The 24845-nt window shown below is 41.6% G+C and carries 19 protein-coding genes; 11 read left to right on the plus strand and 8 right to left on the minus strand.

Annotated elements, in window-relative coordinates; all coding sequences use genetic code 11:
* The first annotated feature begins 54 nt into the window (after nt 1-54).
* From AC5YD2_RS01665 to AC5YD2_RS01715, 11 genes are all read left to right on the plus strand, one after another.
* Nucleotides 55-1113 carry a pilus assembly protein PilM gene (locus tag AC5YD2_RS01665; protein WP_496124649.1) on the plus strand — a complete coding sequence of 353 codons (1059 nt, stop codon included), beginning with the start codon at nt 55-57 and terminating at the stop codon, nt 1111-1113.
* Nucleotides 1113-1736 carry a PilN domain-containing protein gene (locus AC5YD2_RS01670; protein ID WP_496124650.1) on the plus strand — a complete coding sequence of 208 codons (624 nt, stop codon included), beginning with the start codon at nt 1113-1115 and terminating at the stop codon, nt 1734-1736. The genes AC5YD2_RS01665 and AC5YD2_RS01670 overlap by 1 nt, the downstream gene beginning before the upstream one ends.
* On the plus strand, nt 1733-2470 hold the full coding sequence (locus AC5YD2_RS01675; RefSeq protein WP_496124651.1) for a type IV pilus inner membrane component PilO: 738 nt from the start codon (nt 1733-1735) through the stop codon (nt 2468-2470). The genes AC5YD2_RS01670 and AC5YD2_RS01675 overlap by 4 nt, the downstream gene beginning before the upstream one ends.
* Nucleotides 2470-2997, plus strand: coding sequence for a pilus assembly protein PilP (locus tag AC5YD2_RS01680; RefSeq protein WP_496124652.1), 528 nt, complete (start codon nt 2470-2472; stop codon nt 2995-2997). Before AC5YD2_RS01675 ends, AC5YD2_RS01680 begins: the two co-directional genes overlap by 1 nt.
* A 14-nt stretch (nt 2998-3011) precedes the next feature.
* Nucleotides 3012-5192 (plus strand): type IV pilus secretin PilQ, encoded by a 2181-nt coding sequence (locus AC5YD2_RS01685; RefSeq protein ID WP_496124653.1) that lies wholly within the window; start codon nt 3012-3014, stop codon nt 5190-5192.
* A gap of 36 nt (nt 5193-5228) precedes the next feature.
* Nucleotides 5229-5777, plus strand: a complete 549-nt coding sequence (gene aroK / locus AC5YD2_RS01690; RefSeq protein ID WP_496124654.1) for a shikimate kinase AroK — start codon at nt 5229-5231, stop codon at nt 5775-5777.
* A 20-nt stretch (nt 5778-5797) separates the two neighbouring features.
* The gene (gene aroB, locus AC5YD2_RS01695) at nt 5798-6877 is read left to right on the plus strand and encodes a 3-dehydroquinate synthase (protein WP_496124655.1); all 1080 of its coding nucleotides are present in this window, start codon (nt 5798-5800) and stop codon (nt 6875-6877) included.
* Nucleotides 6878-6891: 14 nt separating this feature from the next.
* Complete coding sequence (locus AC5YD2_RS01700; protein ID WP_496124656.1) at nt 6892-7749, plus strand: hypothetical protein; 858 nt, start codon at nt 6892-6894, stop codon at nt 7747-7749.
* A 392-nt stretch (nt 7750-8141) separates the two neighbouring features.
* The gene (gltB, locus tag AC5YD2_RS01705) at nt 8142-12617 is read left to right on the plus strand and encodes a glutamate synthase large subunit (protein ID WP_496124657.1); all 4476 of its coding nucleotides are present in this window, start codon (nt 8142-8144) and stop codon (nt 12615-12617) included.
* A gap of 72 nt (nt 12618-12689) precedes the next feature.
* A complete protein-coding gene (locus AC5YD2_RS01710; protein ID WP_496124658.1) occupies nt 12690-14111 on the plus strand; it encodes an FAD-dependent oxidoreductase in 1422 nt (473 codons plus the stop codon).
* 285 nt (nt 14112-14396) lie between these two features.
* On the plus strand, nt 14397-15290 hold the full coding sequence (locus tag AC5YD2_RS01715; protein ID WP_496124659.1) for a metal-dependent hydrolase: 894 nt from the start codon (nt 14397-14399) through the stop codon (nt 15288-15290).
* A 64-nt stretch (nt 15291-15354) separates the two neighbouring features.
* On the opposite strand, the gene AC5YD2_RS01720 is transcribed toward AC5YD2_RS01715, so the two are convergent.
* The 8 genes from AC5YD2_RS01720 to AC5YD2_RS01755 form a co-directional block, all read right to left on the minus strand.
* On the minus strand, nt 15355-15750 hold the full coding sequence (locus AC5YD2_RS01720; protein ID WP_496124660.1) for a Na+/H+ antiporter subunit G: 396 nt from the start codon (nt 15748-15750) through the stop codon (nt 15355-15357).
* Nucleotides 15751-15760: 10 nt separating this feature from the next.
* On the minus strand, nt 15761-16036 hold the full coding sequence (locus AC5YD2_RS01725; protein WP_496124661.1) for a monovalent cation/H+ antiporter subunit F: 276 nt from the start codon (nt 16034-16036) through the stop codon (nt 15761-15763).
* On the minus strand, nt 16033-16557 hold the full coding sequence (locus tag AC5YD2_RS01730; protein ID WP_496124662.1) for a Na+/H+ antiporter subunit E: 525 nt from the start codon (nt 16555-16557) through the stop codon (nt 16033-16035). The genes AC5YD2_RS01725 and AC5YD2_RS01730 overlap by 4 nt, the downstream gene beginning before the upstream one ends.
* Nucleotides 16558-18366, minus strand: coding sequence for a monovalent cation/H+ antiporter subunit D (locus AC5YD2_RS01735; RefSeq protein ID WP_496124663.1), 1809 nt, complete (start codon nt 18364-18366; stop codon nt 16558-16560).
* Entirely contained in the window at nt 18366-18731 is a 366-nt protein-coding gene (locus AC5YD2_RS01740) for a Na+/H+ antiporter subunit C (RefSeq protein ID WP_496124664.1), read from the minus strand. The genes AC5YD2_RS01735 and AC5YD2_RS01740 overlap by 1 nt, the downstream gene beginning before the upstream one ends.
* Before the next feature lie 3 nt (nt 18732-18734).
* A complete protein-coding gene (locus AC5YD2_RS01745) occupies nt 18735-21572 on the minus strand; it encodes a monovalent cation/H+ antiporter subunit A (protein ID WP_496124665.1) in 2838 nt (945 codons plus the stop codon).
* Between the two features lie 324 nt (nt 21573-21896).
* Nucleotides 21897-23288, minus strand: coding sequence for an ATP-binding protein (locus AC5YD2_RS01750; protein ID WP_496124666.1), 1392 nt, complete (start codon nt 23286-23288; stop codon nt 21897-21899).
* A 39-nt stretch (nt 23289-23327) separates the two neighbouring features.
* Nucleotides 23328-24830, minus strand: coding sequence for a UvrD-helicase domain-containing protein (locus AC5YD2_RS01755; protein ID WP_496124667.1), 1503 nt, complete (start codon nt 24828-24830; stop codon nt 23328-23330).
* Nucleotides 24831-24845 lie beyond the last annotated feature (15 nt).

Below are 24845 nucleotides of genomic sequence, written 5' to 3' on the forward strand. Positions count from 1 at the left end.
CGTGAGTCTTTAGTTTGTATAGTTGTTGGGGAAAAAAATAATAGGAATTGCATCGTGCTTAGACTTTATCGTAAGCCAAATAAGGGGTTAATGGGAGTAGATATTAGTTCTACTTCTGTAAAGTTATTGGAACTGTCTGTTAAAAATGGTCGCTATTGGGTAGAAAGCTACGGCTTAAGCCCGCTGATCGATGGCAGTGTGGTCGAAAAAAATATCTTAAATGTTGAAAACGTTGCGGATGCTTTAGAGCGCGCAATGAATATTGCAAATCCACAATCATCGAATGCAGCCATTGCAGTCCCAACCTCTATGGTCATTCATAAAGTGATTGAGATGGATGCTGACATGACGGACGATGAACGTGAAGTTCAAATTCGTATGGATGCTGAGCAATATATTCCTTTCCCATTGGATGAAGTCAGTCTTGATTTTGAGGTGTTGCCTGACAAACTGAGCTCATCAAGCCGTGTCAATGTCTTGTTGGTTGCGACGCGAACTGAAAATGTGGATTCTCGTGTAGAAGTTCTTGATTTAGTTGGTGTTACACCCAAAATTGTGGACGTTGAAAGTTATGCTTTAGAGCGTAGTTTTGAAGTGTTCTCTGATACTTTGCCGATTGGTGTAAATCTAGTGGGTATTTTAGATATCGGTCATACCATGACAACACTATCGGTGATGCAAAACGGTAAAATCATCTATACACGTGAGCAAGTTTTTGGCGGTAAGCAACTGACTCAAGACGTTCAAAATCGTTATGGCTTATCGTTTGATGAAGCGGGTCGTGCTAAAAAAGATCGTACTTTGCCAGACGATTACGAGTCTGAAGTATTGATGCCATTCCTAGATGCAGTTGTTCAGCAAGCTGCACGTTCTTTGCAATTCTTTTTCTCCTCTTCGCAATTTAATGAAATTGACCATATTTTGTTGGCTGGTGGTAATGCAAATATCCCAGGTCTACAAAAGTTAATGCAGCAAAAGCTCGGTTATCGAGTCACAGTTGCAAATCCATTTTTACAAATGGGTTTTTCTCCTCAAATTGATCTTCGAAAAATTGAAAATGATGCTCCATCACTCTTGGTGGCGTGCGGATTGGCATTGAGGAGTTTTGATTAATGGCTAAAATTAACTTACTCCCTTGGCGCGATGAGCTAAGAGAACAACGAAAAAAACAATTTATCACTGTTTGTATCGCTGTTGCGTTATTGGCAATTGCGACCATCTTAGCGACATGGTTCTATCTTGATCAAAAATTGAATGATCAAGAGCAAGCGAATCAATTGGTGGTCAGTACCAATCAAAATCTCGATACACAGTTGAAATCACTTGATGGTCTGCAAGAGCGCCGTAATACCGTAATTGAGCGAATGAAATTGATTCAAGGTCTTGAAGGACAAAGACCTGTAACGGTTCGATTGGTAGATGAACTCGTTCGTATTATGCCAACGACTGTGTACGTGACTAAATTTACGCGTACAGGGGATAAATTTACAATTGAAGGAAAAGCTGAGAGTCCAAATGCAGTTGCAGAATTACTTCGTGGCTTAGAAGCTTCGCCATGGTATCGCAATGCATTCATGAACTCATTTTTAGCGGCAGCAGAAAATAAAGAGAAAGTTGCTACTTCTGTTGTGCCTCGTGTGGAAGAGTCTTATGGCACATTTGTTGTCACTGCAGATTTGGGTGAAATCGCTTTGCCAGCTCAAGATAACTCAGCGAATAAGGGGGCTGCACCATGAGTCGTGATGATTTAGATGAACTAGATTCAACATTAGATGCTCCCAAAAAGAAGCCGATGAGTGTCGATAAATTTTTTCAGCAATTCAATACGCTAGACACCAATAATTTTGGTGGTTGGCCAATGTCCGTCAAGATCACCTGCTGGATATTTTTGTTCTTTTTGGTCTGTGCAATTGGCTATTTTTTAGCAATTAAGCCCAAAATGGATGCGATAGATCGAGCGAATGCTCAGGAACAAAATTTGTTGAATGAGTTTAAAGAAAAAGATTCCAAGCTGAGAAATTTACAACAGTATCAGGCTCAGCTACAGCAGATGGAAGCCAGTTTCACTCAACAATTGCAACAATTACCGAAAGATACTGAAATTCCAAGTTTGGTTGAAGATATCAATAGAAAAGGGGTTGAAGCGGGTCTGAAGTTTAAAAATATTCGTCTTGAAAATGAAGTGACGCAAGAATTCTTTATCGAACAGCCGATCTCTATTGAAGCAACTGGTGATTATCATTCATTTGGTAATTTTGTCAGTGGTATTGCAACCTTACCTCGAATTGTGACCTTACATGATTTTGAATTAAGTGCTTCTGCATCGAAAGAAAATAAATCAGATATTCCGACTGTAGATTACAAAATTCAGGCGAAGACTTACCGTTATGTTGCTACAGCGAATGATCTACCTGCTGCTCCAGCTTCAGCGGAAGCACCAGTTGCACAGACGACAGAGGAGCCGAAGTGATGAAAACATTAAAAAGTTCGTTATGTCTAATGACCTTGGCTTTGATGGTTGGATGTGATTCTAGAATTGATGCTGTTAATCAAGAAATGGCCAATATTCGTAGTCAGCCGCCATTGCCGATTGAGCCTGCACCTGTATTTAATCCTGTGCCTGTTTTTCAATATTCAGCACAACAGTTACGTAGTCCAGTATTACCGAATTCATTGGCAAATGAGTTGAAGGTGATGTCAGGTAAACGTGTTTATCCTAACTTTTCAAGACCACCTCAGCCTTTAGAAAGCTATCCATTAGAAACGCTAAGTTTTAAAGGGAGTCTGGTCGGTAAAAATGGTCAAATTATTGCGTTAATTAATTCGCCTGACGGTGAGATTGAAAAAGTTCAACGCGGCAATTACATGGGCGTCAATCAAGGGCGTATTACACAGATTACGCCGACTCGAATTGACTTATTAGAAATCGTACCAGACGGCCGTGATGGATTTATCGAGAGACCAAGAAGCTTGGTTTTACTTGGTCCAGTCGATTAAGATAAGGAATAAAAATGAAAAATAGTGAGCATAATTTTTTGGGTGGGGAAGGTTTTTTCATGAGTTCAAAACTTCGTCAATTTGCATTGGCAACAATCAGTATTGCAATTACACAAGTTGCTACGGCACAAGTCACCATGACCAATGTCGTACCCATGCAAGTGCCTGGACAAGGGACTGAAATTCGTGTGATGTTTAATGGGTTACCACCTCAGCCACAAGCTTATCAGGTAGAAAATCCAGCTCGTTTGATTTTGGATTTTAATCAGGCGAAACAAACCTTAAGTAAAACGAGCATCCCTGTTTCAACCAATGAAGCAAGCTCAGTGGATATTGCATCTGATGATCAACGTGCACGTCTCACTGTAAATTTGAAACAGACAGGTCAATATACAACGCGTGTTGAAGGGAATACTTTCATTCTTAAGATTAATAATGACAGTGCTCCATTAGCAACTCCTGTTTTAGCTCCAGTACAACAGCAACCCACTCATGGATTGGCTGACATTGGTTTCCAGCGTGGTGGAACAGGTGAAGGACAAGTGATTTTGAATCTTCAGAGTGCTAATACACCTGTAGATGTCAAACAACAAGGAAGCAAAGTTGTTGTACGCTTCTTAGGGAATAAAATTCCAGCGCATTTAATTCGTCGACTTAATGTAAATGATTTTGCGACGCCTGTTTCTACAGTTGATGCCTATAATGATGGCTCAAATGGTGTGATTACGATTCAAGCATCGGGTAGCTATGAATATATGGCTTTTCAGGCTGAAGATAAGCTTACGATTAGTTTGAAACGACCTGAGGAGAAAAAAGGGGTTGTGAGTTCTCAAAAAACCACAAACTATGTAGGTAATAAAATCTCTCTTGATTTCCAAGACATTGAAGTAAGACGTGTTCTGCAATTGTTGGCTGATTTCACTGGAATCAACATGGTCGCGGCAGATACTGTGCAAGGAAATATCACACTTCGCTTAAAAGATGTACCTTGGGATCAAGCACTTGATATTATTCTAAAAACTAAGAATCTCGATAAACGTCGTAACGGTAGTGTGATTTGGATTGCGCCTGTTTCTGAGCTGATTAAAGCCGAAGAAGATGAGGCGAAAGCGATTGCACAAAGCGTAAAGTTGGCACCCCTTCAAACTGAATATATTCAGCTGAATTATGCCAAAGTCGCTGATATTGAAAAGTTGATTACCCAAGGTAGAAATAGCTCCAATAGTGGTAGTACAAATAATACAGGTGGCGGAAATGATCCGCTTGGGGATAGTGTTGGATCACTTTTAAGTCCGCGTGGGACGGTTTCAGTTGATCCACGTACCAATACTTTAATTGTGAATGATACAGCTCAAAAAATTGATCAGATTCGTAAGATGATTGATCTACTTGATGTATCTGTGAAACAAGTGATGATTGAGGCTCGTATTGTTCGTGCAACCACCGACTTTTCAAAAGATATGGGTGTGAAGTGGGGGGTGGCTACGACAGATCGTGTTGGTAACAATGACATTATTATTGGTGGTAGTGATAATACGATTTGGAATATCAAAACGCCAGATGATGATGGCAAAGTGACTATTGATCGTCCTAGTAATCTAAACGTAGATCTTGGTGTCGCAAATGCTGCAGGTAAAATTGCCTTTGGTTTGATCAATATGTCTGATTTCATGTTGGATCTTGAGTTGTCAGCATTACAAGCTGATGGTTATGGTGAAGTGATTTCAACACCGAAAGTCTTAACTGCAGATAAACAGCAAGCTAAAGTGGCATCGGGTTCTCAAATCCCATATCAATCTGCTGAAGGCGGTGGGCAAAATGCAGTGTCTACAACTGAGTTTATTGATGCGACATTGAGCTTAGATGTCACCCCAAGTATTACCCCTGATGGTAAAGTTCAAATGAAATTGAACATTACCAGTGATACTCCAGGAGCACCAACGCCAACGGGTCAGTTGACGATCAACAAAAATGCAATAGAAACCAATGTGCTTGTTGATAATGGTGAGACCGTGGTATTGGGTGGTATTTTTGAACAAGAATCACGTTCTGTACAAACTAAAGTACCATTCTTAGGTGATTTGCCTGCGATTGGACGTTTATTCCGTCGTGATTCTAAATCTGATAGCAAACGTGAGCTGTTAATCTTTGTGACACCAAGAATTGTTAATGACAGTCAATCTAGAAATCATTAATATACTTTCAATGAAAGCAATTCAATAGGTGACTCCTTGCAAAGCAAAGAGTTTGAATCCCTACCGAATATCTATTTGGTAGGGCCCATGGGAGCAGGAAAAACAACTGTTGGTCGACATCTGGCAGATCTACTTCATCGAGAATTCGTTGACAGTGATCATGAAATAGAAAGAAAGACTGGAGCGACCATCCCATGGATATTTGAAAAAGAGGGTGAGCAAGGATTCCGTTCAAGAGAATCTTTAGTCATTGATGACTTAACATCTAAAAATAATTTGGTTGTTGCAACGGGTGGTGGTGCTGTTACACAGGCGATAAACCGTAAAAACTTAAACCAACGTGGTATCGTGATTTATCTATATACCCCTGTAGAAATCCAATTACAACGCACATACCGTGACAAAAATCGTCCTTTGTTACAGGTGGAAAACCCTGAACAAAAGTTACGTGATCTCCTTAATGTTCGTGATCCTTTGTACCGTGAAGTTGCTCATCATATTATTGAGACCAATCAAGGTGCTGCACGAGATTTGGCTCAAAAAATTTTACAATTGATTATTTCTAAAGAAATTTCAACTATTTAAAAGCGACTGGTATTTTTATCATGCAAACCCTTTTTGTTGAATTAGGCGACAGACGTTATCCTATTTTCATTGGCAGTCATTTAAATCCCAAAGAATTACTCGAACCTTATATACATGGTCAGCAGGTCATGATTGTGACCAATACAACGGTTCAGCCGCTGTATTTAGAGAATTACGTTGCTGCTGTTGAAGCGTTAGGAAAAAAGGTTAAAACATGTGTTCTGCCTGATGGTGAGAAATATAAAAATAGTGAGCACTTAAATCTCATTTTTGATGCGCTATTAGAAGCAGGTTTTAATCGTGATTGTACCGTGCTTGCATTAGGTGGTGGTGTCATTGGAGATATGGCAGGTTTTGCATCCGCATGTTTCCAGCGTGGGGTTTATTTTATTCAAGTGCCTACAACCCTATTGTCACAAGTCGACTCAAGTGTCGGTGGAAAAACAGGAATCAATCATCCTTTGGGTAAAAATATGATTGGTGCTTTCCAGCAACCTCAAGTGGTTCTTGCGGATATGGCACAGCTCAAAACTTTACCTGAGCGTGAGCTATCAGCGGGTCTGGCTGAAGTCATTAAATATGCGTTATTGGGTGATATCGAGTTTCTTGCATGGCTTGAAGCACACATGGATGGGCTGGTTAAGCGAGATCCAGAGCTTTTGGCTGAAGCAGTCTATCGTTCTTGTGCACATAAGGCACGCATCGTCGCGAACGATGAAAAAGAACAGGGGGAACGCGCTTTACTCAATCTTGGGCATACTTTTGGTCACGCGATTGAATCTTATCTAGGTTATGGTGAATGGTTGCACGGCGAAGCAGTGGCTACGGGTATGGTCATGGCAGCGGATTTATCTCATTTGATGGGATGGATAAGTGAGCAAGAGCTTGAACGTACAAAAAAAATCATTCAACGTGCAAATTTACCGATAAAATGCCCACAGATTCCTTTAGATGACTTTTTAGCTTATATGTCTCATGACAAAAAAGTGCTGAATGGTCAGCTACGTTTGGTATTAATGAAAAAGCTTGGGCAAGCGATTATTACCAAAGAATTTGATATTGAACTGATGAAACAAGCGATTATTCGTAATCAAAATTAGAATAAAGGTAAGGTATGGCGACAGTAAAACAATCACATTGGCAAAGTATTCAGCATAATATTTGGTTGATTGGTGGTGTACTGTCGCTTATTTTTGCCATTATTTTTTGGATGATGACGGATACCAGAAAGCTGACAACACAGTCAAAAAAGGTTGAGGATACGCCCGTCAGCATTCAACCTGAAAAAGTCGCTGCAACCACGAATTTAGGTGGCTTAACAGAACAAGTTCGTCCATTACAAACAACAACTCGATTTATTGCATCTGGAAATCATTTGGCAGAATTTCGTGGAACGAAGTTTATTCAAGAAAATCATAAAAATTATACGGTTGAATTGTTTAGATCGACCAACGAAGATATTGTGAAAAGTTTTCTTCTGAAACAAATAGATCGTAAAGGTCTCATTTACTTCCGCTTAAGTGGAGAGGATCAAGTAGAGCAGTATGTCTTGTCTTTTGGACAATTTAAGAATGAAAAAGATGCTAAGGATCAATTGCAGAAACTCCAGATTCAATTTCCACCCTCAGTGAAGCCGAAAGTTGTTCAATTTAAGCAATTTGATGGATATGTGAATGATTTGGGTTCTGAAGAGTTAGTGGGATCTAATAAGATCTATGAAGTGAAATTAAGATCCGCACCTGTTCCGATTATTGATGAAAGTTTATTGGCACGATTATCACCACCATCAAATACGGTTGATCCAGCAAAGGCAACCACCAGCACCACCATTACGCGTAAAGATCAAACGGGTAAAGTTGTGGATGTACAACGCTCTCAAACATCTGTTGATACGCCTAAACAAACTGAAAATAAACCTACAACGACTGAAAAGAGAGTGGCTGATCAGCAAATCAGCGATCCATTTAATTAAAATAGTTCTAAAATAGCGCAATTTGCTGTATATAAAATACTAATCGCCCATTTTTAGTGCGATTATGTTGTCTTAAAATAATGCAATAATAATTTACTGAATATAGATCACCAATTCTAAATTGATAAAAGTGAATTATAAGTTTGGCACAAATATTGCTTCATTAGAGCGCTGGTTCTAAGCATTGTCCCTATTATGGAGCGAAAAACTAGAAGCAGTGACCGATTAAAGGATGTATCGCTGCGTTAAATAAGTGCAATGAACACAACTTATTTTAGGCATAAATTCAGAATCATGAATGAGAAATGCGAATACAAACAAGACATCGTAAATGAATAATTGAACAAGATTTGCCCCTAGGGCCATGTTGATAAGAAGGGTACGCTATGCACATGCCATCGCCTAATACTGTAGCTCCCGCTAAAGGTCTATACCAACCGGATGAGTTTAAAGATAACTGTGGTTTCGGATTAATCGCCCATATGCAAGGCGATGCGAGTCATGATTTAGTCAAGACCGCGATTCATAGTTTAAGTTGTATGACGCACCGTGGTGGTATTGCTGCAGATGGCAAGACTGGTGATGGATGTGGTCTGCTTTTAGCGATGCCTAAAGCATTCTTTCGTGCTGAAGCAAAAAAACTCAGTGACATTACCTTAAGCGAAATCTTTGCTGTGGGTACGGTATTTCTCAATCTTGACCCTGCAATTGCGGCACATTCCAAACAAGTACTTGCAAAGGAAATCGAATCTGAAGGTTTGAAAGTATTGGCATGGCGTGTTATTCCGACCAATGTGGATGCTTTGGGCTCGATCGCTTTACAATCGATGCCTGCTTTTGAGCAAATCATTGTGAATTGTCCAATGGGTGTGACTGAGGTTGAATTCAACCGTAAATTGTTCCTAGCGCGTCGTCGTGCAGAACAGCATTTAACGCAAGACACGTCTTTCTACGTCACTACATTATGTTCGACTGTGATCAGCTATAAAGGCTTAATGATGCCTGAAGCAATCGCAGATTTTTATACTGATCTAGCAGACCCATTATTAGCATCTCATATTGTGGTATTCCACCAACGATTCTCAACCAATACGCTTCCACGTTGGCCATTGGCCCAACCATTCCGTTATTTAGCGCACAATGGTGAAATCAACACGATCACTGCCAACCGTAACTGGGCAATGGCACGTACGCCTAAATTTGAAAATCCATTGCTTCCGGGTTTAACTGAGCTAAACCCAATTGTGAACCGTACAGGTTCGGACTCTTCTAGCTTAGACAATATGCTTGAGATCTTGGTGGGTGGGGGTATGGACTTTTTCCGTGCGCTACGCATGCTGGTGCCACCCGCTTGGCAAAATGTTGAAACTTTAGATGCAGATTTACGCGCATTTTATGAATTTAACTCTAAACATATGGAAGCGTGGGATGGTCCTGCAGGTCTTGTGATTCAAGATGGTCGTCATGCGATCTGTATGCTAGACCGCAATGGTTTACGTCCAGCGCGTTGGGTGATTACCAAAAATGGCTATATCACTTTAGCCTCTGAAATTGGGGTTTGGGGATATCAACCAGAAGATGTGGTATCTAAGGGTCGTGTCGGTCCGGGTCAAATCTTAGTGATTGATACCTTCACAGGCAAAATGCTGGATACCAAAGATGTCAGCAATCACTTGAAAAAAATGCGTCCATATCGTGAATGGTTACGCGAAAATTCTGTACGTGTACACGGCAGTCCTGAGCTTGAAGAATACTTATGTGATCAAGGCTTAAAAGGCGATGATCTAAAAGCAGCTCAGAAAATGTTCATGGTGACTTTTGAAGAGCGTGATCAATTGCTTCGTCCAATCGCTGAAAGTGGTCAAGAAGCGGTTGGTTCGATGGGTGATGACACCCCAATGGCCGTATTGTCTCGTCAAGTGCGTCATGTGACGGATTATTTCCGTCAACAGTTTGCTCAGGTGACCAATCCGCCGATCGATCCTTTACGTGAATCGATCGTGATGTCACTCGAGACCTGTTTGGGTCGTGAGCAAAATGTGTTTGAGCAAAGTCCAGAGCATGCAGATCGTCTGATTATTTCAAGCCCTGTACTTTCAAATTCGAAAATGCATCAAATCCGTACGCTGGGTCGTAAAGGCTACGAAATTGCTGATATCGATTTAAACTATCCAGAAGAAGAAGGTTCTGAGGCTGCAATTTCACGGATTTGTGAACAGGCTGCACAAGCGATTCGTCAGGGTAAAACATTACTGGTGATTTCGGATCGTAAAATTCGTCAAGGTTTCTTACCTGCCAATGCGGCAATGGTCACTGGTGCAATTCATCACCATTTAATTCAAGTTGGCCTACGTACTGATGCCAATATTATCGTTGAGACAGCGCTTGCGCGTGACCCGCATCAATTTGCTGTGATTCTAGGTTTTGGTGCGACTGCGATTTATCCATATTTGGCGTATGACGTGATCAATGACTTGATTGCTAAAGGCGAGTTATTGGGTGATCCCATTCATGCTCAGGCGAATTTCCGTAAAGGCATTGAGAAAGGCTTGCTTAAAGTCCTGTCTAAAATGGGGATTTCCACTGTTGCCTCCTATCGTGGAGGTCAGTTGTTTGAAGCGGTGGGGCTTTCAGATGAAGTGGTTGCGAAATGCTTTACAGGCGTACCAAGTCGTATTAAAGGTGCAACATTTGTTGACCTTGAAAATGATTTGAAAAAATTGGCTGACTTGGCTTGGAAATCTCGTAAGCCAATCGAGCAAGGTGGTTTACTCAAATTCGTATTCGATAAGGAATATCATGCTTTTAACCCAGATGTGATTAATGCTTTGCATAAATCTGTACGTTCAGGTCAGTATGCTGACTTTAAAGAATATGCAGAGTTGGTGAATAACCGTCCTGTTGCAACGATTCGTGATTTACTCAAACTCAAAACAGACCATTCAATTCCACTCGATCAAGTGGAAGCAGTTGCAGAAATCCTGCCACGCTTTGATTCGGCAGGCATGTCACTTGGGGCGTTGTCACCTGAGGCACATGAAGCAATTGCCATTGCCATGAACACCATTGGGGGTAGGTCTAACTCGGGTGAGGGCGGTGAAGATCCTGCACGTTATGGCACCATTCGTAACTCGAAAATTAAGCAAATTGCATCCGGTCGTTTTGGTGTAACACCAGCGTATCTAACCTCAGCTGAAGTGTTACAGATTAAAGTTGCACAAGGTGCAAAACCGGGTGAAGGCGGTCAGTTACCGGGTGGTAAGGTCAATGGCCTCATTGCACGTTTACGTTATTCAGTGCCAGGTGTGACATTGATTTCACCTCCACCGCATCATGACATTTACTCGATTGAAGATTTATCACAGCTGATCTTTGACTTAAAACAAGTCAATCCTCAAGCCATGGTGTCAGTCAAACTGGTGTCTGAACCAGGTGTCGGTACGATTGCCGCAGGTGTGGCCAAAGCCTATGCCGATTTCATTACCATTTCAGGTTATGACGGTGGTACAGCAGCATCACCATTGTCTTCAATTCATCACGCAGGTTCGCCGTGGGAATTGGGGTTAAGTGAAGCACATCAAGCATTACGTGTGAATGACTTACGTGGCAAAGTACGTGTACAAACCGATGGTGGCTTAAAAACGGGTCTGGACGTAGTCAAAGCTGCAATTTTGGGTGCTGAAAGTTTTGGTTTTGGTTCAACACCAATGATTGCATTGGGTTGTAAATACCTTCGTATTTGCCATTTAAATAACTGTGCAACAGGTGTTGCGACTCAACAAGACCATTTACGTCAAGAACACTACATTGGTGAGCCTGAAATGTTGATTAATTTCTTCCATTTTATTGCGGAAGAAACGCGTGAATGGCTCGCGGCACTGGGTGTTTCAAGCTTAAAAGATTTGATAGGTCGTACTGATTTACTGGAAATGCTTCCAGGTGAAACTGAAAAACAGGGACATTTGGATTTAACTGCACTGCTTGAGTCACATCCTGCGGCTGAAGGTAAGGCACAGTACTGTCAAGTTGAAGGCAATGCCCCATTTGATAAAGGTGTGTTGGCTGAGAAAATGGTGGCTGAAATGCTACCTGCGATTGAAGCGGGTACAGGCGGTGAATATCATTTCACCATTGGTAACTGTGACCGTTCAATTGGCGCACGTATTTCAGGTGAAATTGCACGCCGCTATGGCAACTTAAGTATGGAAGCCCATCCGGTAAAAATGAATTTAACCGGTACTGCGGGTCAGTCTCTCGGTGTGTGGAATGCGGGTGGTTTGCATATCAAACTTGAAGGTGATGCAAATGATTACGTGGGTAAAGGCATGGCAGGTGGTCGTATTTCAATCTTCCCACCCAAAGGTTCACCATTCCAAACCCAAGAAACCGCGATCATTGGTAATACGTGTTTGTACGGCGCAACAGGCGGTAAGTTGTTTGCTGCGGGTACAGCAGGTGAGCGTTTCGCTGTGCGTAACTCAGGTGCATTTGCCGTGATTGAAGGTGCAGGCGATCACTGTTGTGAATATATGACTGGCGGTATTGTCACGGTGTTGGGTAAAGTCGGGCATAACTTCGGTGCAGGGATGACCGGTGGTTTCGCGTATGTGCTGGATTTGGAGAATGATTTTGTCGATCATTATAATCATGAGCTGATTGAGCTGAACCGTATTTCAACCGAAGCGATGGAAGAACATAAAGACTTCTTAAGTCGTATTTTAGATGAACACATTGCTGAAACAGGTAGTGCTTGGGCGTACAAGATCCGTAACGAGTTTGATTTTTATAGCCGTAAATTCTGGCTGGTGAAACCCAAAGCTGCCAATTTGCAGACGTTATTAAAAACAACTCAAGCTGATCCACAATAATTCCACTACCGCAGATAGATAGGCAAGTGCTGCTGATGAATAAACAAGCTGCACTGACCCACGGAGAGAGACATGGCAGAGCGCCTAAACAATGACTTTCAATTTCTGGATGTCGCACGCCAGGATCCAGAGAAAAAAGATCTCAACGTCCGCAAAGCGGAGTTTGTGGAAATTTATAAACCCTTTACAACGGAAGTGGCTGCAAACCAAAGTCATCGTTGTTTAGGGTGTGGTAACCCCTATTGTGAATGGAAATGTCCAGTTCACAACTACATTCCAAACTGGTTAAAATTGATCGCAGAAGGACGTATTTTCCAAGCGGCAGAACTGTGCCACCAAACCAATACCTTGCCTGAAGTCTGTGGTCGCGTCTGTCCACAAGATCGTTTATGTGAAGGGGCATGTACCCTAAATGATGGTTTTGGTGCAGTCACCATTGGTAATGCAGAAAAATATATTAATGATACAGCCTTCGCTTTGGGTTGGCGTCCTGATATGTCACAAGTGAAATGGACTGACAAAAAAGTCGCAATCATTGGTGCCGGTCCTGCGGGTCTAGGCTGTGCAGATATTTTGGTTCGCGCTGGGGTAAAACCAATCGTATTTGATAAGCGCCCTGAAATTGGTGGTTTACTGACCTTTGGTATTCCAGAATTTAAAATGGAAAAAGACGTGATGAAACGCCGTCGTGAAATTTTCACAGGTATGGGTGTTGAATTCCGTCTCAATACTGAAATTGGTACAGATGTCACCATTGATCAATTACTCGCAGAATATGATGCAGTATTCATGGGTATGGGTACCTATACCTACATGAAAGGTGGTTTTGCAGGTGAAGATCTTGAGGGTGTTTATGATGCGCTTGATTTCCTGATAGCCAATGTCAACCGTACTCAAGGCTGGGAAAAAGATCCATCTGAATACATTAGTGTTGAAGGCAAAAAGGTGATTGTTCTAGGTGGTGGTGACACGGCAATGGACTGTAACCGTACTTCAATTCGTCAGGGCGCAGAATCAGTAACCTGTGCTTACCGTCGTGATGAAGAAAATATGCCAGGTTCACGCCGGGAAGTGAAAAACGCACGTGAAGAAGGTGTTGCTTTTGCATTTAACCGTCAACCGATCGAAATTGTAGGTGAAAATGGCAAAGTGACCGGCGTTAAAGTGGTGACCACTCAATTGAGTGAGCCAGATAGCCGAGGTCGCCGTAGTCCTGAACCGATTCCAGGTTCTGAAGAGATTTTACCTGCCGATGCCGTGCTTCTAGCATTTGGTTTCCGTACAAGTCCAGCGGATTGGTTCACTGGTGTAAATATCGGATTAGATGGATCTGGTCGTGTGGTGGCAGCTGAACAGCAAGAATATAAATTCCAAACTTCAAATCCCAAAATCTTTGCCGGTGGTGATATGGTTCGCGGTTCAGACTTGGTGGTAACAGCCATTTGGGAAGGTCGTCAAGCTGCTGAAGGTATACTCGATTATTTAGAGATTTAATCTAAATCTGATCTTTTACAATTAAAAATCCCACAAATGTGGGATTTTTTGTAATGATTGATCCCTATTGTCCGACATTCAGCTGAACGCATGTGATATGAAGGTAGTTTTAAATATTCAATAAAAACAGTAATTAATGAATGATCAAAGCATTGAGATTGATGATTTAGTGTAGCTGTATTGGCAAAATGTTTATTTTGACGGATTCACTGATTTTTTAGGCAATATACAATTGAATCGCTTATGACAGTATATAAAAAACAAAAGTCAAAGTAGGGTACAGCGATGACAATTACTCAAGTGGCGCAAGAAAAATCATACCTAAACCGCCCGAAAGCGTTGGGTATCAAAGTCCGTCGTCTCAGTTATAATCCAAAAGCAATTAAGCGACATTTCTTTGCTGATTCTCCAGTGATGTCACATTTACTGACTGCACTCTCTTCAACCTTTCCAATAGGTGAGCAGTTCTTTGTACACAGTGTGCGTAATGTTCGTGACAAAGTGACGGATAAAACCTTGCAAGCACAGATTGCCGCGTTTATCGGTCAGGAGGCGATGCACTCTAAAGCACATGCAGAATTTAATGATGCATGGCGTCGTGACGACTACCAGCTCGATAGTTTTCAGGCATGGCTCGCACGTCGTGATGAATTTATCCGTACAGTCCATCCTAAATTACAACTTGCGATTACCTGTGCATTTGAGCATTTCACTGCATTGCTCGGTGGCTATATCTTACGAAATCCACAAGTATTAAGCACTTTAGATGAAGATGCGATGAAACTTTGGGTGTGGCATGCGATTGAGGAAATTGAGCATCGTGCTGTTGCATTTGATGTTTATCAGTCTGTGTATAAAGATGACAAGGTTCGCCGTAGCGTCATGCGTAGTGTTACGACAGGTTTTGCAAGCTTAACGTTTTATTCTGCAAGTCGTTTATTTATTCAAGATCGACGTAAAAGTTTACCGAAAGTTTCGGGCAATCTTTATGGTTTTTATCTCATCTCAAAAATGCTCATCGAGCTCATTCCTGAATATTTGTCCTATTACAAAAAAGATTTTCATCCCTCAGAGATTGATTACACAGAGATAGTGAGCTATTGGAAAGAGAAATTAGCCGTAGATTATCAAATGGAAAGTTTCCAAGAAGACTCGCAACCTGCCATGCTGTATAGCTAAGCTTGAATATCAGTGGAATAAAAAAACCTCACATTGTGAGGTTTTTTTATTCGCTTGAATGAGATTAGTTATTGAATTGATCATTTCTAAATTGTTTGATTTTACGTTGTCTCTGCCAAGGTAATGGTCGATCAATGGCTTCTGATACATCACCTGAAGTCGATCTTAAACGTAAATGAATGGCGGCCTGTGCAATAAGATTGGCTGATACGGGCGCTGTAATAAAAGCCAGTAACGTAATCAGTAATTCTGCAAAACCTAAACGACCATGGAAAGCAGCATAAATCATGGCTGCAATCAAAAAACTACCTAAACCCAAAGTACTGGATTTGGTCGGTGCATGTAAGCGCATGAAAAGATCGGGCAATTTCACCATCCCAATCCCGCCCACGATGGTGAAAAATGCCCCGATGATTAAGAAAAGAGACACCAAAATTTCCATCAAAAGTTGAGTTGTCATCAGAGTGCTCCTAGTCGATCACATGGCCGGTCGTAAAGTAACGCGCCAAAGCGGCGGTTGAAACAAATCCAAGCATAGCGACCAATAAAGCGCCTTCAAACATGGATGTGGTTGCCCAATAAATTCCAAGGATCACCACCAGACAGGTCGCATTTAAAAATAAGGTATCCAGTGCCAAGAGTCGGTCTACGATGGAAGGACCAATCACTAGACGGAACAAACATAGGAGCATTGAAATCGTCACTGCGATCAAGCAAATACCCAATGCATACGGCAATATGGTCATGCGTCCTCTCCTTGTTCAACACTAAAAATAGCCATTAAAGGGGCTTCATAACGTGCTTTGATCTCTAAAATATCAGCATCTGGATCATCGGTACTGAGTGAGTGAACCAAGATATCACCACGTTCTTGATCGATACCCGCGCTGACCGTTCCAGGCGTTGTGGTGATAATCATTGCAAGTAATGAATTTACTTGTTCATGATCAGTATCTAAAGGCACACGAAACCATTTAGGATGGAGTTTGTCTGTTGGCCCAAGTACCTGCTTGGCTACACGCACGTTACAGACAATAATGTCCCAGAGCACCACAAAAGCAAGCTTGATGGCCAAATCCCAATGAATATTGGGTGTGCGTACAATAAAGGGTTGAATCATTTTTGGGATGATGAGTGCCAAAATACTCGCGACGATAATATCGAATAATTCAGCACTATTTCCAAGCATCAACCAGCTCATCGCCACAATCACAGAAACAAATGGATGGGGCAAAATTCGGTAAAATAATGAATTTTTGGGTTCCATTTATTGCTCCATCGGCTTCAATTGAGACAAGTCTTGTTCTTGTTTCACGTCTTGCTCTTGTTGTTGAATTTGACGCTGTTTGTACTCAGAAATATGTTCACCGTCTAAGGTTTTTTCACTGATGATATAAGGGATCAATCGAGCATTGGGATCTGCGGATTCACCATTATATTTAGTTTCAGGTAAATAGTGAGGATCAAAAGGCTGAACACTAATCACTTTATTTTCATTGTCTAACTTCAGTACAGCATCATAATACAACTGAGGATTTTTTAACTGAGCACTGGTTTTTTCAAGGTATTGCATAATTGGATGCGCAAATACGACATACAACATTAAGCCTGAAAGCATCAGATAAATGGTTTTATCATTTCTGAGCGGTGCTCGATTGGGTAAGTTGGCATACTCTTCAAAAGCTTTTTCTTTTGGATCTGTTTCTGGCGCAGTTGACCGCCAAAACAAAACAAAACCAACGCGTGTGAATGCAATAATGCTCAGCAAACTGACGATTAAAATCGTTATGATAATGGTCAGTTGATAAGGCGAAGAATGAGAGGCTTGTAAAACAAAGACTTTACCAAAGAAGCCACTAAAAGGAGGCAATCCTGCCATCATCAATGCAATGATAAAGAAGCAAATGGACACTAAAGTGTTTTGTTTCATCACCGGTGCATTTTTGAAATGATCTTTAAATTGACCACGCTGAGAAGTAATCCAACCACTGAGTAAATAAAATGCCGCAGCAATAATGGTACTGTGTACAAGATAATAAAGTGCTGCAGTCCAAGCATCAGTGGTCATCAAAGATAAAGCAACGATGATGGTCCCAATTGAAGATAAGATCATGAAGCCAATGAAGCGTCGTAAACGCTCTGAGCCAATAGCGCCAATGACACCATAAACGGACGTGATCAAGCCAATTGGAAGCAAGATATTACTGAGAATGTTCTGAACGTATTCATCATTAAAGACCGTGCCATTTACACGCAAAATCGCATAAATGCCAACTTTGGTCATGATGGTAAAAATGGCTGCAACAGGCGTTGTGGCAACGGCATAAGTTTTCGGTAGCCAAAAACCAACAGGTAAAATCGCAGCTTTAATCGCAAATACAACAAAAAGGAGGAAACCACCTGAAACGGCCAATTGGTATTGATCAGGCTCTAATGTTGGCAAAAGTCGGCTGACATCTGCCATATTTAGACTACCCACACTGCCATAAATCATCCCTAAACCAATCAGGAATAAAGCTGATGCGAGCAGGTTAATGGTGACGTAATGCACACCCAGTTGGAAACGTACTTTACCTTGTCCATGCAGTAGTAGCACATAAGATGCCATCAACAAGACTTCGAAGAACACGAACAGGTTAAATAAGTCACCTGTTAAAAATGCGCCACACAGTCCCATCATCAGGAAATGACACATCGCGTGGAAGTATCGACCACGTTCATCCCATTCCTTACTGGCGAACCAAATTAATGGCAGGGCAAGGGCATAGGTCAGTATCAACATAAATGCCGATAGTCGATCTAATACCAAGACGATACCAAATGGTGCATTCCATTCACTGAGTTGGTAGACGATGACCTGTCCGTTATTTGCCATCAACAAATAACTGATCGCCGTAACAAAACCGAGTGACATCGAGGTGAAACTGATGCCACGACGCCAAGGTTGACGCCAGTCATGTGCTAAAGAACCTGACCCTGGATTACCCAGCAAAAGCAGTATAAAGGCTGTAAATCCGGGAATTAAAATACTCAGAATTGGAGCGTGACTTTGCCAAAATTCGATAAAATTCATCATTAAGGCTCATCCTCACGTGGATCGAAATGTATCGGATCCTCTTTGGAGTCGACATGATCTGTACCTGATTCATAGCGACTACGTAGAGCCAATTGCACAATAAAAGCAGTCGTAGCAAAGCCAATTACAATTGCAGTCAACACTAAAGCCTGAGGGAGTGGGTCAGTGACTTGAGTGGCATGGGTTAAAATGGCAGGAGAACTCATTTGAACGCGCCCCATGGCGAATAAAAATAAGTTCACTGCATAGCCAATCATTGCCAAACCTAGTACCACTGGAAATGTACGTGCACGTAAAATTAAATAAACACCTGTAGCAACCAATAGTCCAATAGCAGATGCGAGTAAAAATTCTAAACTAATCATTAATTACCCCTTAGGAACTGGACCTGTAATACTAGTGTTACGGGAGTCACCAAGGACAGAAATCATCAACATGGTTGCACCCAGTACAGTGACATAAACGCCGACGTCAAATGCAGCGGCTGAAGCCAAGTGCATTTTTCCAAGCAGGGCAGGTTCTACAAATATGTGTGCACTGGTCAGGAATGGTCGATCCCAATACCAAGCCGCAACACCGGTGAGTCCTGCAAACATGAGTCCAAATCCAATCCAGATTTCGTATAAACGACCTGATTTTGCACGTAATAACTGTTCAGCTTGATCTTGACCTAAGGCGATATATTGAATCACCAAAGCCATAGAGGTAATTAAGCCTGCGATAAATCCACCGCCCGGTAAGTTATGACCACGAAGGAAAATGTAAAGACTGACCACTAAAGCGATGGGTAATACCCATGATGCAGTAATACGAAGCATCAATGGAGAAGGATTAAAGCGATAGCTTAAGCCTTGGGTAATGGTTGTACCGTGAGCACGCATACCATCCATCATGCACAGTGCGCCAATCGCAGCGATGCCGAGAACGGTGATTTCACCGAAGGTATCAAAACCACGGAAGTCGACTAGAATGACATTGACTACGTTCGAACCCCCACCGAGAGGGATAGATTGCTGCAAGAAGAACCACGAGATTGAATTATGGTCACGTGTCATGACGAGCCATGCAATCCAACCTATCCCTAAACCTGCCACAATCGCAATCAAGGCATCCCGCCAACGACGTGTTATCGAAGATTCATAAGGTGTAAGTTGAGGAAGCAGTGATAAGCTCATTAGTAGAAGAACAGTGGTTACCACATCTACCGTGATTTGCGTCAAGGCTAAATCAGGCGCTGAAAGCGTCAGGAAAACCATGGTGACGACGAGACCGACAGCCCCACTGATCAGCACCGCTTTAATACGTTCGTGATGGAACCACAACATCATCCAACAGGCTGAGAACAGTAATAACCAAAGTACAATGGCAATCAATGGTGCATGAGTCAGTTCACGAGCCCCGGTACTTAAACCTTGATTGAGCAATGGAATCGATGCCATCACGACAGCGAAAATGACGATGAGTAAAAGATAAGTTTGTAGCGAGCCAGTTTCAGTTGCGCGTTTAAATTTACGTGACTGGATGAGAAGTTGTTTCAGGAAACGCTCAAATAATAATTTGCCTTGAAACGCTCCCAACGCTGGGTCCAAGTCAATATCACGGAGTTTACCGCCTTTGGCCAATGCAAAGTAGAAGATGACACCACCAACCAATGCAATCGCACTCATCAGCAAAGGCACATTAAAGCCATGCCAAATTGCGAGATGAACGCCTTCAAATGCAGGCTGACTAATACTTGCTCTCGCCCCAGCATTGACAATATTTTCAAGCAAGAGGGCAGGCATGATCCCGACTGCAATACATAGTGTTGCCAATAAAATGGCAGGTGCACGCATACCGACATGCGGTTCATGCGCATCTTTCTTTGGAACATCACGACCAATATCCCCATCGAAGAATACGCCGTGAACCAAGCGCACTGAATAAGCGACAGCAAATAAACCTGCCAGCGTTGCGACAATTGCAGCAGTGACGACAAATCCACCTGATAAATTTGCTAAGAGTTCAGTAAAGAACATTTCCTTCGACAAGAAACCATTGGTGAACGGTACGCCTGCCATTGCAGCAGCCGTGATCATGGTCAATGTTGCTGTAAATGGAAGCAGTTGCCAGATGCCACTGAGTTTACGTAAATCACGTGTACCCGTTTCATGATCGATAATACCCGCGATCATGAACAATGCCGCTTTAAATGTCGCATGGTTAATAATATGGAACACGGCAGCGGCAACGGCTAATGGAGAGCCAATCCCCAATAAACAAATAATGAGACCCAAATGACTAATCGTTGAATACGCCAATAAGCCTTTTAAGTCTTCTTTAAAAATGGCAAAGAATGCTGCCATACACAGCGTGAACAAGCCAACGGTAGTCACTACATTATGATACAGCGCTGAACCGACAAAAATTGGCATTAAGCGTGCCAGTAAGAAAATCCCAGCCTTAACCATCGTTGCTGAATGCAGATAAGCAGACACTGGCGTTGGCGCAGCCATGGCATTTGGAAGCCAAAAATGAAATGGGAATTGCGCACTTTTGGTGAAAGCACCTAAAAGAATCAGCAATAAAATCGGAACAAAATAAGGGCTGGCTTGGATCATTGGCCCCATAGTCACCAGTTGGTCAATTTGATACGTCCTTGTCACTTGCCCAATCAGGATAAAACCACCCAGCATGGCTAAGCCACCCATGCCCGTAATGGTCAGTGCCATACGTGAGCCACGTTGTGCAGCTTCGTAATTACTCCAATAACCGACGAGTAAGAAGGACGAAATGCTGGTGAGTTCCCAAAAAACCAAAAGAATAATTAAATTATTAGAGAGAGAAATACCCAACATCGCTGCCATAAAGAGCATGAGTAAGGCATAGAGCTTACTTAACGAATTTTTTGGATTTAAATAATAGTAAGCATAAATATAAATCAGCGTACCAATGCCTGTAATTAATAGGGCGAAAATTAAGCCCAAGGCGTCTAAGCGAAAGCTGAAATCGATTCCTAACTGCGGTAACCATTGCCAACTTTCTAATACGGGAAAGCCATCAAATACTTGTTTTGCCTGAGCCAGTAATAATCCAAAACTACTTAAACTGACCCCGATTGCCCCTAAAGCTGTTACCCCACGCGAGAATTTTTGCAGCCAAAGGACGAGAAACGTGCCAAGTATTAACGGTAACAATATAATAATCGGTAACACACTCATATCCATAGTGTTGATATAGGTCGAAACCTATGATGAGTCTTAATCTTTCAATGATTTGAGGATAGCAAAGAGACATCCAACTGCTTAAATATTGAAAGCCGAACTGTATAAATGATTTTAAGCCAAGTTGTGTTGCGCAACCTGAGAAATTAAATGTGAAAAGATTGATATTTTTCACAAAAAATGAATGTTAATGATATTATTACATGAGCAAAATAACATCAAACTTTTTTGCATTCACCATACAAGAATATCGCATTTCATTCAAAGTGTTGTGACTATTTATCTATTTTATGGTCAAAACACTTTTCATTGTTAGCGTAATTTACATTACAGTTTTTCTTTAGATAGTTGATCGTCTCCACCCAAGAGTTTGATCAACTCTTGCTGTTGTTCTGCATTTAGATTTTGAAAATGTTCAAACATTTTTTCGACGTCTGAACTCGGATCAGGTTCTTGCAGAACGTCATCGCTGATATTGAAATCTTGCCCCAATAAATTTTGATAAATCGAATCCATTGAGATTTTTGAAGAAGCTAAGTCGATTTCTTCTATGTGTTTATTTTCCAATTTTAAATATTGATATTGTTCTGCATGTTCTAACAAATCATCACTGGTGCCTGACACGATCATTTGAATATTGGGAAAGGCTTGATTTAAACGCAATAAAATATTTTGAGTGGAATATTGATCCAATTGAGCATCAATACTGTCGATCAATAGGATGCCATTCCCCTCGAGACAAGGGAATAAACTATTCGGATTTAATAAACTTAAACGACGGACAATGTCACCCACTAGAGCAACCCAATTTTTTATGGAGTTCGACAGTTGTTGATACGCGATGTCTTGATTGTTATAGCACACCATCAATTGTAATTTAGGTTGATATTCCAAATACAGATCCGTAATGTCTGGAATCACAATATTTAAAGCTTTTTTAAGCGCATTTAAACTCGGACTGTGGAGTTGCGCGTGGGCTTGAAATAAGCTTTTCGTGAATTCAATACTTTTATCATCATCTTCAATAATGCTTTGAGCTGTACTTTTTAATGCTTTGGCATCTATGAGAATTTGTTGAAATAGATTCGCAGCTTGTGCATTTTCAATATCACTAATTTCACGGAACCATTCAAAAAAACGAGCAAAGGTCGTGTAGGGAAGAACAACCAGCTCATAAGCGGAATGGTTTTGAAACACGGCAGGGTTATTTTTACTGATCAAGTTCACATCATTCACAAAACGATCACTCGGATAATACGCGATCATTGGCAAACCAATGAGTGGGTCCTGGGCAAAGGCTTTGTGATAGAGCTGAATCGTTTGCTCAAGTTGCAGCGTATCGACTTTACTAAAACCAATACCATTGGCTTGAATGGTTTTATATAAGCGCCACGTGCAATGACTGACATTTTTCTCTTCAGCAGTCGTGCTCTCAGGAAGCGTGCCGATATCATCAGGAATTTGAATGGTGATTTCGATCCGTGATTGGACTCGATTATAGGTAATATCCGAATCAGGCATCACTACACCTGCAGTTCGCGCATCTTTAAAACGTGCAGCAAACCAAGTCAGCGATTGGTAGATATTTTTTAAGATCGCGGTTTTGCCTGATGATTGGTCACCTAAAATTAAGGTGATTGGCTTGTCTGAATATTTAAATTCGATGTTTAAGTCTGAAAAATGATGCGCATGGCGAAGACTTATTGAGTTCAGTTTCATAATAATCCTGCAAGTGAATAGCCCTGCAATTTTTTTAAATTATGCTGTAGCTTTTGTTTTAATCGATTGTTGAACAGATTTGATTTTAAGTTGCTGTATTAGATCATAAATATGATGAATATTTAAAGTACTCTTGGCACGGGTACAGGCAACATAGAGTAAGCGTAACTCTTCATCACTAATTTTGTGTTCAAGTCCATTAATTTTAAATTGGTAATCATCTTCGATATGAACACGATTCCACTCTAAACCTTTGGCTTTATGTGCGGTTGAGATCACATAATCAGCTTGCTCGATTGGGGTGATTTTCGCAAGTGCTTTTTTGAGTGGATCTGTACCATGATCATCTACCAATTTCACTAAAGGTTTGATATCACTACCATCATTGGTTTCACAGTATTCATGTACATCATGCCATGAATTAAACCAAGCCAATTCAGGAACATCGACGACTCGCTTACCTTGTTTAAGCAGACTAGCAGCATCGACAAAGCGATTGAGCTTGGCATGGTCGGCTTGCAGGCTGACTTTATCGCCTTGCACTAAGCCTGACAGTAATAATTCCATCGCGCGTGCATTGGTACGACACAAGATTGCATCACGCATTTTGGTATGTGGTTTATTGACCACACTGGACTTTAAGTCTGGATTGCCCATTAACGGTACGGTTTCGTTCAATGCACCGAGTAGACGATTGGCCACATCTGCAATGGCATCACCAAAACGAAATGATGTCGTCAGACGTGATTCCGGCAAAGGCATTTGTTGCATCGCATTCACTGCACCACGCCATGCATAAATCTGTTGATGCGCATCACCGACATAGATCACTTGGGTATTGCGTTGTTTGAGTAGAATACCGAGCATCAGTGGATCAGCATCTTGAGCTTCATCAAATAGCACATAATCAGCGGGAATGAATGGATCTGATAACGCCCACAGTTTCAGATAAATATCATGACCAATCCCTGCCTGATGGTTTTGATCAATTGATTCTAACCAGCGACGTTCTACCGCAGGGTATAAATGCTTTTGAAGTGTTTCAATATCATCGGCATGCAACCAACTGGGGGCTTGGATGTGTCTTGGTGCAGGGTATTGAGAACTGGTTGAGCAAAAGTAGCTCACCGCATTTGCAACCAGACTCGCCAGACGACTTGGCATGAGGGCGTATTTTTCATAACGACCACCCATGAGGCGTCGAAGAGTAATCGGCTCTAAACGATATTCTTTGGCAATAAAGCTTGGGCTTAAACGAGGTAAACGTAGTTTATCCGTCACTCCACGTGGAACGCTTCGAAAAGCAAGAGAGTGAAAAGTACGACAGTCGACATTGCCATGAAATTTATTTTGCGCTTCAGTGGCAATGGCTTTGTTAAATGCCAAATACATACCACGGCGATGCTGCATTGCATCGCTGATTAATTTTAAAGTCGTTGTTTTACCTGTGCCTGCATAAGCAATCACTTTAAAGGATTCGCCTTTATGGGCTTGCTCAATGGCAAATTGTTGTTCAGGCGTTGCTTTTAAAATTTCAGGCACAGTAATAGAAGGTCT

It is taken from the genome of Acinetobacter sp. CY73, from assembly GCF_059515865.1.

What these genes read in the sequence shown, in the direction of transcription:
- AC5YD2_RS01670 (WP_496124650.1), top strand. Translation starts at nt 1,113, where the DNA reads ATGGCTAAAATTAACTTACTCCCTTGGCGCGATGAGCTAAGAGAACAA.
- AC5YD2_RS01675 (WP_496124651.1), top strand. Translation starts at nt 1,733, where the DNA reads ATGAGTCGTGATGATTTAGATGAACTAGATTCAACATTAGATGCTCCC.
- AC5YD2_RS01680 (WP_496124652.1), top strand. Translation starts at nt 2,470, where the DNA reads ATGAAAACATTAAAAAGTTCGTTATGTCTAATGACCTTGGCTTTGATG.
- AC5YD2_RS01685 (WP_496124653.1), top strand. Translation starts at nt 3,012, where the DNA reads ATGAAAAATAGTGAGCATAATTTTTTGGGTGGGGAAGGTTTTTTCATG.
- aroB (WP_496124655.1), top strand. Translation starts at nt 5,798, where the DNA reads ATGCAAACCCTTTTTGTTGAATTAGGCGACAGACGTTATCCTATTTTC.
- AC5YD2_RS01700 (WP_496124656.1), top strand. Translation starts at nt 6,892, where the DNA reads ATGGCGACAGTAAAACAATCACATTGGCAAAGTATTCAGCATAATATT.
- gltB (WP_496124657.1), top strand. Translation starts at nt 8,142, where the DNA reads ATGCCATCGCCTAATACTGTAGCTCCCGCTAAAGGTCTATACCAACCG.
- AC5YD2_RS01710 (WP_496124658.1), top strand. Translation starts at nt 12,690, where the DNA reads ATGGCAGAGCGCCTAAACAATGACTTTCAATTTCTGGATGTCGCACGC.
- AC5YD2_RS01715 (WP_496124659.1), top strand. Translation starts at nt 14,397, where the DNA reads ATGACAATTACTCAAGTGGCGCAAGAAAAATCATACCTAAACCGCCCG.
- AC5YD2_RS01720 (WP_496124660.1), bottom strand. Translation starts at nt 15,750, where the DNA reads ATGACAACTCAACTTTTGATGGAAATTTTGGTGTCTCTTTTCTTAATC.
- AC5YD2_RS01725 (WP_496124661.1), bottom strand. Translation starts at nt 16,036, where the DNA reads ATGACCATATTGCCGTATGCATTGGGTATTTGCTTGATCGCAGTGACG.
- AC5YD2_RS01730 (WP_496124662.1), bottom strand. Translation starts at nt 16,557, where the DNA reads ATGGAACCCAAAAATTCATTATTTTACCGAATTTTGCCCCATCCATTT.
- AC5YD2_RS01735 (WP_496124663.1), bottom strand. Translation starts at nt 18,366, where the DNA reads ATGATGAATTTTATCGAATTTTGGCAAAGTCACGCTCCAATTCTGAGT.
- AC5YD2_RS01740 (WP_496124664.1), bottom strand. Translation starts at nt 18,731, where the DNA reads ATGATTAGTTTAGAATTTTTACTCGCATCTGCTATTGGACTATTGGTT.
- AC5YD2_RS01745 (WP_496124665.1), bottom strand. Translation starts at nt 21,572, where the DNA reads ATGGATATGAGTGTGTTACCGATTATTATATTGTTACCGTTAATACTT.
- AC5YD2_RS01750 (WP_496124666.1), bottom strand. Translation starts at nt 23,288, where the DNA reads ATGAAACTGAACTCAATAAGTCTTCGCCATGCGCATCATTTTTCAGAC.